The following is a 16,676-nucleotide window of genomic DNA, read 5'->3' as shown; positions in this document are numbered from 1 at the left end:
AATTAATTAATCCCTACCTTCTTTCGCGCTACATAGTCCCCAAACGGTACTATCGCCGTTTTTAACGATAAACGTCTGCTTCCCAAAGGCAAGCACGGTCAATCCTTCCGATGTCAGAAACAATGGCTCCAATATTTTCTCGTAAGAAAAACCAAACCAAGAATAATCGGTATTCGTCACTGCCCCGCCAATCTCGTATCTCGGAAATTCAGGTTTCGTGAACACGATACAATCTCCGATTCCGTCATCCACAACCGTATGCGGGTATAAAGTTGCATAAGTGGCAATACCGGTTTCCCTACGCATATAGAGTTCCACCCCGGCGTAACCCGCCAGATTCCAGTAGAAACGAAATTCTTCTACTCCTCTATCTTTAGGAACCAACACGTCAAATCCACTTCCACACTCCACCAGATTAAAACCGTCATACTTTTTGGAAGCAGCGACAGCTCCCGAATAACGTACCAGACAATTCTGTTCTTTGCTTTCCGCTCTAAAAAAATGACCTTTCTCGTCGGCATCCACGATACTCATGACACCATTGGCATCAATCGTCACTTCCGAAAAAGTGATACCCGCAAAAGTGACCGGTTCATCAAAACGAATCCCCCGCGGAGTGGAAGACCACGGCAGACGATACGCCTGTACCGAATTTCCTTCCGGGCATACCATGTAAACCATACGCATTTTCTGGCTATACAGGAAGCAAGCCAGCTGATCGCCGATTTGTAAATAATGGTATAACGGTAGTTGCGGGTCAACAGCGAAACGCTGTACCATTTCCCGGTTATGCTCCATGTTATCCCAATCTTCCGAGGCTGCCCATTCCAATATCACTTTCCTTTTCTTTTTCTTCGAGAGAAATTCGATTTTCCGGTCACTGACATTCTGGATCAGGAACTCGTACTCCCCGCCGAAACCGAGTCCCGGTTTACCACCGATAACATCGGGTGTGGGATCCGCCAACTTATGCAATAAGGAATAGGTTCCGAAACTTAATATCGGTCCTTGAGAAGTATTAAAAGAATAGTTACTTTCCGTCACATCTTGATCTCCGTCCCATTGCATCGCTACACGATTGCCGTCATGGAACCTCATCAAAAAGGTAAAAGCCCCGTATTGGCTCGTGTCCGGGTAATATACTAATTTCCAGCCGTGGGGAGCTTCCTGCAACACGGCTTCACATTCTTCTATGTATTTCGTGATCCGGTGAGTTGATATATCATCAAAAACGTAGTCGTTATTTACCTCACACCCCGCGATGAAGGTCAACATCCCGATCAATACGTATATCATTATCTTACTCATAGCTAGTCGTCATTAGATTGTTCTTCTTCATTATCCTGTTTACCTTCCTTCAGAATCTTGGCAATTTCGTCCTGCACCAGTTTACGCAATTGGTGCATATCAATTCCCCAAACATTCTTCATGTACTGTAGCATGATGGTTTCTTTTTCTTTCAATTTTTTTCTTGCTTCCTCGGAATCCGGGTATAAAAACATCCCCTGCCAATTTTCTTCATCCATCATAATAAATTTTGCTACTGTTTCGGCAAAATCCTCGTTAGCATCCGCCGCCGCGTAATTGGACACGAAACCCAATTGATAAGGATCAGAGATTGCAGCCCAATTCGTCGTGTAGTCCATCGCGCTGATTTCCTCGAAAGCCGGCGGATATTTTTCCAACTGGTGCAAGATATGCACGTACTCGTGATGGAACGTATTCGTGTTCCGTAACAACATACCTTCCTCGTAAGGATCGGAATTGTTGATCGAATAGACCGTAATCCGGTTACCCTGTTCCGCTTCACCCAAAAGATAAAGACCGTCCTCCAAGTATCCAGCCGAACCCACGAGCATCAACTGTTTCGGGGCTGTTTTATTGAAGAAAGAGATTCCCCCCAATTTAATATACGGCTCCATCCATACCCGACGAATCACATCGAGAAAGGGAATCACCCGGTCTTCAGAAGGCGGAACCAGATTCAGTTCCTGATTGGTCTCAAAGTCGCGCCATTTATAAATTACATCTATGTTATGAGATTGAGTAAAATTCTCCATGATCCAAACATCCGTTTCCGTCAACGGTTCTGGAGTCGTATCCAGAATTGTATCTGAAAAATCGTCATCATCCGAACAAGCTGCCAACAATCCGGTAAACAAGATTGTAAATATCCAATATTTTAAACGATTCATTTTCATAAGGATAAATTTAAGGTTAACGTTCATTGGGTATTACCCCCACCTTCTGTGCTTCCTGCGGGATTTGTAACGCACGCCGCTTATCGTAGCGATCCAAAGCAATCTCCGTTCCCTCCCAATGCAACGTATGCACCACGGGCAAGTGGAAACGCTTGATATCAAACCAACGCATGCCCTCCTGCATAAATTCCTTGCGGCGCAGGTAGGCAATAGCCATCATCAGGTACAATTTGTTCTTATCGGCATCCAATTCCGCCTTATAGTGAGGTTCCGGACGCTGGTCATCCCATGAAGGTTCTTGGAAATAGGTTATAATTCTCTTCATGTTCAAACCATGCTTTACCGGATCGTAATCCGATGTTCTCATACTCAAGAAGCGATTAATCGTTTGCAAAGCACGTGTCGTATCCCCCAGCATCGTATACGCTTCCGCCCGATTCAACGCGACATCTTCCACCGTGAACATCGGCATATTCACGTAAGTGTTTCCCCAATTAGATGTTTCCGATATATTCTTAAAGTAAGCATAAAACTTTACCATCGATGATACTGAAGTTCCCGTACCTTCCTTCCGGTACACCCAACGCCCGCGTTGAAGATTGTTGGAAGAATTGGGATGAAATAAAGAATAAGCCATCGCCGGACTCAACACGTAACGCGAGTTCTTCGGGGGACAAGTCTGGTACAAATCATTCCAGTAAGTTTCCATACACACGGCAAGCAGGATGTTTGCCAAAGCGGGGTTCGTGTATTCTTTCATGTATTCCATGATAGTCATATTATTCAACACGCTATAATCCCGCATTTCCGTGGCAAAATTCTCCGGTGCCGCCTGTAAAGTATGGTAAACCACCTTATCCCAATCCGTACCCTTGTAAGTATAGAATCGCGCAGCGAACGCGTGAGCCGCCCGCTTCGTGAAATGGAATTTAGGCATAGTATAACTTTTATCGTCTATCAAAACCAGACCTCGGCGAAGATCCGATTCTATCATATCGTACACCTCTTCCATTGTATTGCGCGTATACTCTTTGATCGCCACGGTTTCCGGCTCCGTCACGTAAGGAATCCCCGGAGCCGTCGATGCCGTGGCAGGATCGTAATGTTCCGCCCACAAATTAACGAGCAGGAAATGCCCCAAAGCCCGGCATAACAAGGCTTCACCCCGCATTGCGTTATAGTTCTCCTGATCCGGTTTACTGTCAATCACCCGCAAAGCATAATTCGCTGCGGCGATTCCCTCGTACCATCCTGTCCACACGGCAAAAGGAGAATCCGCATCACTATCCGTCCCGTCCTTCCAATGGTACATCTCATCGTCGGTTACTGCGGTCGCACAACTATTGCTGAACCCTCTATCCGCCACGTTATCACTCATCATCTCGCAAATCACAAAATAACTGGCGCGCGGATAAGCATTCACTAATAATTCTTTTATATCACTTGGACTCTCAACTTTTGCCCGATCGTCCGGTTCCTCATTCAGGAAGTCGTCACACCCGCAGAATAGCAGTAGTCCCATCATGATAAATGTCAAATTACTTTTCTTCATAGCAAAATATTTAGTTAGAATCCAAATTTCAATGTAAACGTGTATTGCCTCGGCACGGGAAGCGCAACCCCACCGGAACGCACGAACTCGGGATCTTGCCCTTTCAGTTTTTTATCCGACAATAACAGGGCTACATTAGAAATCGCCGCTCTTACGGATAAATTATTCAACTTTATTTTCTTCACGATATTCGACGGCACGTTGTAGGTCACGTAAATATCTTTCAAGCGAATGAAATCCCCTTTAGCCACGCGTACGTTAGAATAATTATAAGCATTGTACGCTCTTTCCAGATAAGGGTAATTCTGATTATCGCGCACGGTAGGGATAGCCGGAATATTGGTTATCTCTTCATCTCCGGGCAACATCCAGCGATCAGCAAATTCTCGTCCCATTCCCAACAAATCGGAATACCGGGCACTGAATGAAGGGTAAAGACGCAATTTACTTCCGAACTGGTACGTGAAGAATATACCGACCTTGAAATTCTTGAAGTTAAACGTGTTGTCAAACCCACCAATCATTTTCGGGTCAACCGGTCCCTCGTAAATCAAGTAATCCGTTTTATTCACCTCTTCAAAATTAACCTCCCCGACAGTAGCCACCCCGTTCTCGTTCATCAACACGGGCATACCTTCACTATTCAATCCGACAAACGGTATGGAATAGAGTCCCCGCACAGGGTAATTTTCCTTCGGGTATCCCTCTACCGGCAACAAGTCTATCACCCGCGGGTTCGAGTACAAGTTGGTAATTTTATTCTTGTTGTAAGAGAAGGTCATATTTGTTTCCCACTTGAAAACACGGGTATTGATATTTTTCGTGTTCAACGTGAACTCGAACCCGTGAGAAGTCATATCTGCGTAGTTGGCAAACTTGAAACTCTTTCCCCCGATACCGGCAGACCGCATCAAACCGATCAAATCGAAACCGGAACGTTTGTACCAGTCAACAGTCAGACTGAAACGGTTATTGAATATACCCAAGTCCATACCGATGTTCAACTCGTATTGCTTTTCCCAAGTAATATCAGAGTTCTCCAGTTCCTCGATATAAATACCGTTCTCCCGGTAATCCACCGGACGATACTGTATCGCGTTTCTATATACCACTGCCGCATTAGTGGCGGGTCCCATGTTAGCCGTCAACCCGTATGTCGCGCGGAATGTCCATCTTGATAACCACTCAGTATGCCGCAGGAACCATTCACTCTTCAAATGCCATGCACCACTGACGTTCCACGTCGGCAGCCAACGGGAAGTCTTCGATTTACCCAATTTGTTGGAACCGTCATAACGTACCGTACCGTTCAATGTGTACCGCTCGTTGAAGGAATACCCCGCCGTGGCAAACAGAGCCACAAACCGATCGGTCATATTTTTGTAATCGAAATAAGAAAGTCCTTGTTCTATCGCTTTTTTCAATATCCTGTAATCCACGAAAGGAACATTTCCCCGGTCATATTGCATCCCGTAACCATAGTTCTCGGAAGCCGTACGTTTGGTACTTTTCAATTCCATTCCCACCAACACGCTCACGTTGTGGAAATCATTCAATAAATCGTTGTAACCCGCCATCCCGCGGAAATAATAGTTCAGCAGGGAGTTATCCGAACGGGTATAGAAACCACCTTTCGGCAACACGGAAACAGGTACCCCGGTAATATTATCCGGGTCCCGGTATAAATTACCGTTATATTCGCGTACCATCGTGTTATAATCCGCCCGGTAAGACTCCGCCATATTGGAATTTTCGTGAATCTGGTGTTCCCGGCTACTCTTCACGTAACGCACGGAACCCATCAATTTCACGTTAAGCGGCCTCCACGGTTTCAACTCCACTTCCGCTTGAAACCGCGTATCCAACAACTCGATATCAATCTGGTTATTATCCAACTCGTTCAAGATGCTGAACGGGGCATAATTCATCACGTAATACTCAGGATTTCCATTGTCATCCCTCGGACGCAGCACCCGGCTTGTGTTTAAGGCATAACTGAACGGGTTGATATCAAACGCCCGCGAAATTGTTCCCGCTTGCGCATCCACTGACCGGGAAAGGGTTCCCGGTGCTTTCTGCAAACGCATGGAGCCGTTTGTCAATATGTTTATACTAATCCATTTGGCAAGATCTATCGTTGTATTGATATTCGCCGTAAAACGCTTCACGTCATCCGTGGGCGACCACCCCGGGTCACCGAAATAACTCAAAGAAGCATAGAATCTAGCCTTTTCCAATCCCGTTGTCATGGACACGGAATGACTTTGCTGTATACTCGGGCGGAAAAGTGCCTTGAACCAATTCGTGTTCAACTTCTCGTATTTTTGCAAGAACTTTGCCCGTCCTTCTCGGGTATTCTCAACTTCAAAACCCGACTCGTCATAATAGTCACTCAAGGCATCGTACATTTTACGATAAACACCACCGTTAGCACCGTTCCGTATCCCCACGTAACTCAGCCAGCCTTTACTTTCCAAATCAAGGTACACACCCATCTGTTGCTGAGAATTCATGATGTTGTACTCCCGATAGGAAGGCACTTGCCGCACGGAAAACTCTCCCGAATAATTCAACTTCATCTGTCCTACTTTACCCTTTTTAGTCGTGATTACAATCACGCCGTTCATGGCTCTCGCCCCGTAAAGAGCTGTTGCCGAAGCATCTTTCAATATCTGGAAGGTTTCGATATCATCCCCGTTCAGACCTGCCACGGCGGAACTGATCAAAGTAGTGGCGTCACCCGATGAAAGTTCGTCGGCACTAACCTCTACCACGTCTTCCAACACCACCCCGTCGATTACCCACAAAGGCCGCATTTCCCCGAAAATAGAAGAAGAACCCCGAATTTTCAATTTAGGCGCCGCACCGAAAGTACCCGACACGTTCTGTATGGCAACGCCGGCAGCTTTTCCCTGCAACATACGGGCGATGTCATTCGCCCCGTCCGATTCCAGCTGATCGGCTCTCACCACGGATGCCGCACCGGTAAAGAGTTTACGGTCAATCGTCTGGTAACCGGTCACAACGACCTCGTCAATAGATTGTACATCTTCCTGCAACACGACCTTTCTCAACGCCCTCGTGTCCGTGCTGCTTATTTCCCGGTTCTTGTAACCGACATAAGTAAATATCAAAGTATATTTCCCTCCCGGAAGTGTCAATTTAAATTTTCCATCGGCATCAGAAACCGTACCCGCTTGTGTACCTTTAATCTTAATCGTCACACCGGGAAGCGAAGTATTAGCTTCATCAAAAACCTGACCTTGTATAATGACACTGGAATCCTTTTTCACGGTATCCCGTGTGAAAACGTTCCTTGCCGTCATCACGTTACTTATCTCCCGCTCCGCGAACAAATGCCCGTTCCACGCTACAAGAAAAAATAACAGCAAGTATATATTTCGTAATTTATTCTGAATCATATTCATAAACATTCTTTTTAAATCACATCGATTATTCTTTTGTCAACACGATCCAACGTTTGGAGTCTGCCAGATTCACAAAATAATACTGATTATTACCGGCCGGCACAATCGTGAATCCTGCCGGGTCGGTGAAGAACCGCCGAAATGTTTCGTAAGTAATCTGGGATTCCATGTTCGACCAAAATTTATCATTATTACTTATCACCATTCCCGGAATAAGCGAGAAGCGCAACTGATCATCACGTAATACCTCCATCTCCATACCCAAATCCAATGAACAATTCGCTTCGGCAAACCCGTTTTCCGCCCCGAAGAAACTCAGCCACGGACCGACCATCGTGCCATTGTAATTTAACTGCCACACGATTCTAATTTGTTTCAAACCGGCAAGCACCGCCAACGGATACCCGTTTTTCAACTCCTCGCACATAAACGACATATTGGAAAGCATTTTCACGATTTCCGACATAATAGCCATACTGGGTTCAAGTTTACCAATTTTCGCCAAACCGACCAGATCACTACCGCTCTGCATATCCCTCACCGAATTGTAGAATTGGAAAGGCGGTTTATGACTATATTTCAAACTACCGATAACACCCGGAGTATTCGATTCAAACAAATCCTTTGCCTCGTTATATTTCAATGCGCCCAACACGACCCCGTTTACTTTAATTTTCGGCTGGAAGGCAATTCCTTCTTTCGTCCCGAAAACAGCCGTACGGGCCGTCTTGATTTCTTTCGTTTCATCATCGGCATACGTATAACTTGCGCTACGGGTATCCGGATCATAAATCAGATTAACAGCTGTCTGATTCATCATCAATCCCCTGAAAAAAGGTGCGTCTTTCGGTGGTGCCATCCGTTCGATATTCTTACGGGAAGCCTCCATTAACTCGGTCCAATCGGTTTCCTCGGCGGCAGTAAATACAAGTTTATTGCTGTATTTCTTTCCCAGAAACACGATAGAATCCGCCGAAATACTTTGTATCACGAACTCAAATTCTCCCTGTAATCCTTTTCCTTGGGGTTTGTTTTTCGGATCTGCCAAATAGTGCAGGCAGGAATAAGTGTCAAAACTCAACACCGGACCTTGGGAAGCGTTAAAACTATAAGTAGAAACCGTAGTTTCCTCCACGAAGTCGGTATACACTCTGACATTTTCCGAGTCCAAAAACTTCATCAACACATTATACCCCCCGTGGGTTTCCGGGTTAGGCACGTAAAGCATCCTCCAGCCGAACTCCGGTTTCACCAATTCTTGGGCACAATTATCAATCACTTTCTGAACCCGTACCACCGCATTCTCGTCAAATACCGTATCGTTGTCCACGGTACAGGCAGTGAAGAACAGCCCCAGTATTATCCATGATAAGTATATTTTTTTCATAATCTATGCTTTAATAGTTTCCTTGTACAACATCATCTATCGCCGTGTTTACAAGCTCCCGAAGCCTATCGATATCTATTCCCCACGACTCGTCAAGATAAGTTCTCACCATATCCAGCTTTTTCAGGATATTACTTTTCCCCGTTTCGTTCGAGATTTTCCCCAACAAGGCTTCCCACGATTCAGCCGTGTTTGTCACGTACTCCGCTACCACTTCCGCGAAATCCTCCCCCGGTTCCGCCATCGCATAAGGAGTCACAAACCCCAGAGAACGGGCTTGTTCCACGCTATTTCCCGTCCACGTTGCAGAATAAGTATCCGGCGTAATCTGTTTAAATGCCAGATTATACTCTTTTTTCTGATTCAATATATGCGTAAACTCGTGGTGCAACACCCGGATATAATGCATAACATTATCCCAATTTTTAGGATCATACTCTTCCAACTCGTACAACACCACCTTTTTACCTCCCTCGGCAGTACCTTGCGTCTTGGTACCGTCTTCATTCCAACCCGCACTTCCCAATAACAATATCTGCTTCGGGAAAACCGGATTCATCACGTCCATCCCACAAAGTTCCAAATAGGTATCTATCCACCCGTGCTTCACCATCCGTAAAAAAGGAACAATGGTATCTATCTGCGCAGGTATCAAGTTCTTATTGGTCTCCGTTTCAATATCTTTCCAACGATAAAGAACCTCTATATTATGCGGCTTCACGTAATTTTCAAAAATCCACGTGTCTACTTCATTCCAGACAGGATCCTTTATATCATAGATCGTATCGTCGAACTTGGCATTCTCACTACATCCCATCCATAATACTTGGAAAGAAATCAATATAATAATGCTAAATAAAACTTTTTTCATAGTCATCCGATTTTATCTATTAACGGGGATTCGGTTCCATCCCATAACTTACCGCTGTTACCGGAATCTGCAACAATCGCCGGGGATCATCCTTAGTCAGAATATTCTCATTCTGTGTACCGTATTCCTTGTGTGTCACCTCTATATTGAAGCGTTTGACATCAAACCAACGCATACCTTCCGAACAAAACTCTCTCCGCTTCAGATCGGTGATATATTTCAATACCAACATTTGGTCTGCATCTATCTGATCTTTATACCATGGGTCCAATTCTATACCATTCTTCTGCTCCCCGTAATAACGTTTGATCTTTTCCAATGTCACGGTATGAGAAGTCGGGGTATAGCTGGTAATACGCGTGCTCAGGAACAAATTGATATCCGCCAAAGCCTTGTCATAATCCTTTGTCATCGTGTAAGCTTCCGCCCGGTTCAACGCCACTTCTTCCATCGAGAAAGCCACACAGAAAACATAGGGACGTCCTGTTGTTGACCCAGGATAAGTGTTCTTGAAATACTCGTACGATTTATACAAAACGTAAGTCGGTGCCGCACCATAAATCGGATAAATCAATTTCCCGCCGCACACCGGATCGTTGTCCGGGAATATCTCGTTCTTCTTGCTCAGCGAAAGCCCGTAACGGGAGAAACTCTCCGCCCGCCACCAGATGGAAACCCCGTTGGTCAACAACAATATGGCAGGTTCCCCGTAATTCGTGTACAATTTCATATACTCAATCACATTCGAAGACACGGGTAAATAATTCTGCGTGTAATTTCTTAACAGATCTTTGTACCCAGTTCCTTCTCCCAAAACCTCCGTGCAATACGCCTGTACCTTATCCCATGAATCACCGCGATAAAGATAATAACGGGCTGCAAATGCCGCCCCGGCAGCTTTCGTGAAATGATATTTGGCAACATCGTAAGCGTTATCCCGTAACAGAGGCAAACCTTCCGTCAAATCACGCTCAATAAACTCGTACACCTCTTTCACCGTGTTACGAGTATAAAGCACAAGAGCCTCCTTTTCCGGTTTCTCCACGTAAGCCACGCCTAAATCACTTGCCATCGTCGCCGGATTATAATGTTTCCCCCAGAAATTAACCAGCATGAAATGAGCGTATGCCCGCGCAACAAGCGCCTCTCCTCTATACGGTTGAAGTTCAGAGGGATTACCAAGATTATCAATGGCTTCCAAAGCATGATTTGCCGCCGCAATAGCACGATAACAAGCATCCCAGTATTTCGTGGGCGAATCATAATCATTCGTCGTACTTTCTTCCCAGTTATAAGCCTCTCCCTGCATCTGTGGATATATAGAAATCTGCCACGTACCCTTATCGTCAGCGTTATCACTCATCCACTCGCCTTGCAGCATATAATGTCCCTCCGGGTACGCCGAAACCAACAAGGCCTTGATCGACTCCACATCCTTCAACTCGGTACGGTCATCGGGTACCTCGCTCAAAAATGACTCACAACCGAGGAAAAAAGTCGAAAACAACAATATAATAAAAATATACGATTTCATAAATATCTCGTTATTAATTAAAACCCTAGTTTCACAGCCAACGTAAATTGCCTTGGTACAGGTAAAGCGACACCACCTGAACGGGCAAACTCCGGATCTTGACCTTTCAATTTTTTATCAGCATATAGAATACACAAATTCGACGCAGAAACCCTGAAAGAAAGATTCTCGATTTTCCATCCTTTTATCCAATCCTTGGGAATATCATAACTTAACGTAACCTCTTTCAAACGAATAAAATCGCCTTTTGCCACACGTTCCGTGCTGTAATTATAAGCATTATAAGCTAACTCCAATTCAGGACTACTCTTGTATTGACGGCGAGAAATAATAGCCGGTATCTTCGTATGTTGTTCGTCCCCGGCTGCCATCCAACGATCGGCAAACTCGTTCGGGATTGCCTCATTATCATAGTAGCGATATTTAAAAACGGGATCCAGCCAAATCTTACTCCCGAACTGATAAGTAAAAAAAACGGCTAAACGGAAATCTCCATACTTGAATGAATTATCGAAACCTCCCGTGAACTTCGGGTCTGCTGACCCCATGTATTTCAAGAAATCAGTCTTCTGCACCTCTTGCAAGTTCAAATCCGATACCGTAACCTCGTTATCCTGATTCAAATAAGTCGGCAATCCTTGACTGTTCAAACCTTTAAACGGAATTGCATACACTCCCCTAACAGGCTTTCCCTCCATGGGTGCCCCACTCGGTGATATCAATTGCATCACTTGCGAATTGGATGCCAAATTCGTGATTTCATTTTTATTATAAGCAAACGTTAGATTCGTTGTCCACGAGAATTTCGGTCGGATCATATTCTTAGTATTAACAGTCAACTCCACCCCATTGGACTTCATATCCGCATAATTGGCATATTTTAACGCTTCTCCGCCGATACCCATCGTACGCAGGATTCCGATCAAATCGAACCCGTTACGGAAATAAACATCCGTGCTCACGCTCACCCGGTTATTCCAAAGACCGATATCTACACCCAGATTCAACTCGTATTGTTTCTCCCAAGTCAATTCCGAATTTTCCAACGAGTAAATCACGATCTGATTCTCCTTCTCTGCCTGCGTGGGACGGAAAGAAACATCACCCATGAACACAGCCTTAGCGTTCGTTGCCGGTCCCATACTTGCCGTCAAACCATACGTGGCACGCAACGTCAAAAGAGAGATATTATCTATATCCTGCATAAAAGACTCTTCCTTCACGTTCCAAGCACCACTGACATTCCACGTGGGCAACCACCGGGAAGAAGTCGCCTGTCCCATTCTATTCGAACCGTCATAACGCCCGGTCAAGTTTAACGTATATTTTCCCGCCCATGAAAAACTTCCGGTTACAAACATAGCCACAAAACGATCGTACGCATTCTCCAACCCGAAATACTGATCATTTCGCTCCAGAATCTGTTTGATAATCCGATAATCTATAAAAGGAACGTTTCCCCGGTTATACTGGATACCGAAACCTTTAGAATAAGTTTCCCGACGGTTGGTACTCCGTACCTCCATTCCCGCCATCACGTTATACATATGCCTCTCTGCAATCATCCCGGAATAATTGGTTGTTGCTCGAAAATAATAATTCAACAAACGATTGTCCGTCCGGTTGTAGAATCCCCCTTGTGGCAACACGGAAATAGCCGGCAACCCGGGCGTACTGGGATCTTTATACAAGAAATTATTGCTACCCCGCACTGTTGCATCGTAATCCGCACGATAACATTCCGCCAAATTAGAACCCTCTTTAATTTTATGCTCACGCGTGGACTTCACAAATCGTACCGCTCCTAACAACTTAATATCCCACCCGTCCTTCGGGCGAATCTCAAATTCAGCTTGAAACTTCGAATCCAACATATCAATGTCCAAGTAATTCAAGTCTAACTCCTGCATAATATTAAACGGGGCGTAATTCATCACGTAATACTCCGGATTCCCGTTCTCGTCATAAGGACGCATCGTGCGGCTCGTGTTCAACGCAAAACTAAACGGGTTCAAGTCAAAATTACGGGATATAGAACCATTTACCGGATCAGTTTCACGTCCTATCGTACCCGGAGCCCTCTGTTTACGATAAGAGCTACTTGTCAAAAAATTGAATTTCAAATATTTGTTTATTTCAAAGGATGAATTCATATTAGCCGTGTAACGGGAAACATTATCTCCTATCGTCCACCCCGGATCATTGAAAAAACTCAACGAAGCAAAAAAACTACTTTTATCCGATCCCACGGAAAAACTAACCGAATGACTCTGTTGTATAGAGTTTTTAAATAATATATCAAACCAATCCGTGTTCACCTTTTCATATTTAGACAGATACCGCATTCTGTCCTCAGGGGTATTCTGTAACTCGAACCCGCCAGTCGGCTCATAATTATCCAAAGCATCATACATCTTGCGATACACGCCACCTTGAGCCGCACGGGAAACATCAGCATAGTTTAACCAACCCTTATTTTCCAAATCCCGGTAAAACATCATCTGCTGCTGGGAATTCATAATATTATATTCTTGATACATCGGTTTCATCCGCATCGTGAACTCCCCGGAATAACTCACCCGCATCGAACCTTTACTTCCCCGTTTCGTCGTGATCACCACAACCCCGTTCATGGCACGCGCCCCGTAAAGAGCCGTCGCGGAAGCATCCTTCAAAATCTGTATATTCTCGATATCATCCGAGTTCACACCCGCGACCGACGAACTGATCAACGTGGCAGCATCTCCCGAAGCCAAGTCATCAGCCGAAACATCCACGACATCCTCCAACACGATACCATCCACTACCCACAACGGTTTCTGGTCACCGTAAATGGAAGACGCCCCGCGTACCCTCATCTTCGGTGCCGCACCAAAAGAACCCGACACGTTCTGAATCTGTACCCCGGAAGATTTTCCCTGTAACATACGTCCCACGTCATTGGAACCCGCCACCGCCAAATCGGCTGCTTTCACGATGTCGGCAGACCCCGTGAACAGCCGACGGTCAATCTTCTGGTAACCGGTAACCACCACCTCGTCCACCTGTAAGGACTTATCTTTCATAACAACCGCCAAACTCTTTTGCCCCGTGTAAGGAATCTCCTGCGTTTCCATTCCCACGAACGAAAATTGTAAAATCATGCCGGACACTCGGTCAGCCTCAAACTTAAAATTACCGTCTATATCCGTGGCAGCACCTGTTGCGGTTCCCTTCACGATAACAGCCACCCCCGGAAGCGGTTCTCCTTGCTCATCCTTCACGATTCCCGTGATTGTGACTTTCTTCGGAGGATCTTTCTTGACAACCTCTTTTTTCTTAATCACCACGTTATTCCCGTTCACCGTGTAAGTCAGGTTGGTTGCCTTCAAACATGAATCCAACACCTGCAAGGCCGGACGATTCTTCACGTCCACGTTCAAGTTCACAACAGCCTTCACATCCTGTGCCCCGTACATGAACACGTAAACAGTCTGCTTCTGGATTTCCCAGATCACTTGCTCAAGATTCACTTTCGTCATCTTGAGCGTCACATTTTTATTTTGTGCCAGCACAGGATGCGTGACCAGAATCCCCCCCAACAACAAAATAAACAACTTACCTCTTGCTTTTGAAATTTCTTTTAGTAATTTTTTCATAAACAAAGAGATACTCCTTTCTCTTTTTTTCATACTTTTGTAAGATTAAAGTTCGACATACTTTAATTAACTGTAACAAACAAACACGTGGTGAGCTCCAATTCCCCACGTGTTATTTTTTTATAGACACGTAAACCGTATTATTTTCCAACACAACATTTACCAACTCCGTCCGTCTTAACATATCGAGGATGGGAGCGATATTCTCGTACCGATTGATACATCCACCTAATTCTACCCGTTTCGATTCTTCATCCAAGAACTCGAACTTCACCCCGTACCAACGGGCTAAATTACGGGCAACCCGTTCCATTGACGTATCTTTGAACTTGATTTCCGAGTAATGCCAAGCCGTGTAAAGACTCACATCCACCTCACGCATGTTCAATAAACCGGAAGCCCGCTCGTACACGACCTGTTCCCCGGGTACAATCTCGTGCTCGTGTTCACCGCTTTTCACTGCAACCCGCCCTTTCACCAATGTAGTTTCAAAAGAATTCTCGTCATCATATGCCCGCAAATTAAATTCCGTACCTAACACTCTCACGTCCATTCCTTTCGTTTTCACAATAAAAGGATGCAAAGAATCCTTTGCCACGCAGAAATAACCTTCTCCCTCAAACTCAACCACCCGTTCACCGTGAAACCTGACCGGATAACGCAATTTACTCTCCGCATTCAAGAATACCCGGGTACCGTCCGCCAGAATCATCATATATTCCATCCCATTCAACGTGTGCATTTCATTGTACACAACCACGGAATCCTTCCCTTCATTGCTCCGCGAATAGTCCAAATGATTGGATTCCTTATATATGGTTACCCCCCCACTCTCATCAATAGCCTGATTCCCTGCCTCATCAATCTTCACGATACGCCCGTTCCCCAATACCAAATGAGCCTCTTTGCTCACGTTTATCTCCTGCTGAGCTATCACCTCTTTCTTTTGTTCCGAAGGCTGAAGTACATACGCCAGTGTTATAACCAACAAAATCCCGGCTGCCACGGCGGCATAATTCATGTATACACGCAACCGACGACGCCTTTCCTCCATCCTCTTCCTGTCAACCCGTTTCTCCATCAAGTACCACGCAGACTTCACATCAACTTCCGCCATACGCTCCAATTTCTGTCCGACAAATCCCTCTTCCGCAAAACGTTGAAAAAGAGCCTCATTCTCTTCGGATTCAGCTCGCCACTCCTTCAGCAACAAGTCCTCCTCTTCGGTAGACACATTTGCCAAGTGAGCCGCAATAGCTTTTATAATCTTTCTTTTTTGTTCTTCAGTTTCCATTACTATAAACACAATTCTGGTTATATATATTCACTACAACTTCAATCGCATTTAGGGGTAATGAGAATAGCGTTTTTTTTCAAAAAAAATCACACTTATTATCTAAACAACTGATTTAAAAGGAAAAGAAAAAAGAATAAAAGAATGAATATATCTTTTAACGCTTGTCGCAATTTCTGGTAGGCAATCTTTTTCAAGGTATGCAACGTACCGTCGGCAATTCCCATTTCCTCGGCAATCTCCGCATTTCGTTTTCCCGCCATCGCCCCCGTGATAATGCAACGCATTTGCGTCGGAAGCGCATTCACGGCCTTGTATAACAATAAAAACACCTCGTTCTCTATCTCATCCTCCTCGTAAGCCTCAGCTCCCGTTTGAAGCATCTCTTGTATATACCGTTCCTCTACCCGTGATTTTTTCAACAAATTAAAACAACGATTTCGCACCGATACATACAGGAATCCCCGCACCTCCGATAAAGTAAAATACTCCTCCTTTGTTTCCCAGTATTTCAACAGCACATCCTGAGCCACGTCCCGACCAGCATCCGTATCCCGAATATATTTCATGGCGAAAGAATAAAGCACCGGATAGTAATCTTCAAAAAATACCCGGAAAGCTTTTTTATCCCCCATTCTTATATCCGATACTATATTATCATTCATAAAGACACTTTCACAACAATACGAAATACCACAAAACACACTTTTTCCTCATTCATTCTCAACAAAAGTAATTTTTATAAAAGAAAAAAACAACACAAACAACCAT

General features: G+C 44.8%; 10 protein-coding genes. All 10 read right to left on the bottom strand.

The annotated features are described in order from the left end of the window. Positions 1–6 precede the first annotated feature (6 nt). Positions 7–1,308 carry a DUF4302 domain-containing protein gene (locus H8S64_RS12275; RefSeq protein ID WP_186976309.1) on the bottom strand — a complete coding sequence of 434 codons (1,302 nt, stop codon included), beginning with the start codon at positions 1,306–1,308 and terminating at the stop codon, positions 7–9. A gap of 2 nt (positions 1,309–1,310) precedes the next feature. Further along, positions 1,311–2,201 carry a substrate import-associated zinc metallohydrolase lipoprotein gene (locus tag H8S64_RS12270; protein WP_186976308.1) on the bottom strand — a complete coding sequence of 297 codons (891 nt, stop codon included), beginning with the start codon at positions 2,199–2,201 and terminating at the stop codon, positions 1,311–1,313. Positions 2,202–2,217: 16 nt separating this feature from the next. Further along, on the bottom strand, positions 2,218–3,753 hold the full coding sequence (locus tag H8S64_RS12265; protein WP_186976307.1) for a RagB/SusD family nutrient uptake outer membrane protein: 1,536 nt from the start codon (positions 3,751–3,753) through the stop codon (positions 2,218–2,220). A 14-nt stretch (positions 3,754–3,767) separates the two neighbouring features. After that, the gene (locus H8S64_RS12260; protein WP_255469522.1) at positions 3,768–7,181 is read right to left on the bottom strand and encodes a SusC/RagA family TonB-linked outer membrane protein; all 3,414 of its coding nucleotides are present in this window, start codon (positions 7,179–7,181) and stop codon (positions 3,768–3,770) included. A 25-nt stretch (positions 7,182–7,206) separates the two neighbouring features. Then, positions 7,207–8,568, bottom strand: a complete 1,362-nt coding sequence (locus H8S64_RS12255; RefSeq protein ID WP_186976306.1) for a DUF4302 domain-containing protein — start codon at positions 8,566–8,568, stop codon at positions 7,207–7,209. Between the two features lie 10 nt (positions 8,569–8,578). Continuing rightward, a complete protein-coding gene (locus H8S64_RS12250) occupies positions 8,579–9,439 on the bottom strand; it encodes a substrate import-associated zinc metallohydrolase lipoprotein (protein WP_186976305.1) in 861 nt (286 codons plus the stop codon). Positions 9,440–9,458: 19 nt separating this feature from the next. Continuing rightward, positions 9,459–10,973, bottom strand: coding sequence for a RagB/SusD family nutrient uptake outer membrane protein (locus tag H8S64_RS12245; protein WP_186976304.1), 1,515 nt, complete (start codon positions 10,971–10,973; stop codon positions 9,459–9,461). Between the two features lie 17 nt (positions 10,974–10,990). Then, the gene (locus H8S64_RS12240; RefSeq protein ID WP_186976303.1) at positions 10,991–14,644 is read right to left on the bottom strand and encodes a SusC/RagA family TonB-linked outer membrane protein; all 3,654 of its coding nucleotides are present in this window, start codon (positions 14,642–14,644) and stop codon (positions 10,991–10,993) included. A gap of 79 nt (positions 14,645–14,723) precedes the next feature. Then, positions 14,724–15,905 carry a FecR family protein gene (locus H8S64_RS12235; protein ID WP_186976302.1) on the bottom strand — a complete coding sequence of 394 codons (1,182 nt, stop codon included), beginning with the start codon at positions 15,903–15,905 and terminating at the stop codon, positions 14,724–14,726. 98 nt (positions 15,906–16,003) lie between these two features. Further along, the gene (locus tag H8S64_RS12230) at positions 16,004–16,570 is read right to left on the bottom strand and encodes a sigma-70 family RNA polymerase sigma factor (protein ID WP_186976301.1); all 567 of its coding nucleotides are present in this window, start codon (positions 16,568–16,570) and stop codon (positions 16,004–16,006) included. Positions 16,571–16,676: the final 106 nt, after the last annotated feature.

This window comes from Butyricimonas hominis (assembly GCF_014287455.1).
GTDB classification, from domain to species: domain Bacteria; phylum Bacteroidota; class Bacteroidia; order Bacteroidales; family Marinifilaceae; genus Butyricimonas; species Butyricimonas muris.
Note: the sequence above shows the minus strand (reverse complement) of the source record. Positions and strands in the feature narration are given on the sequence as shown.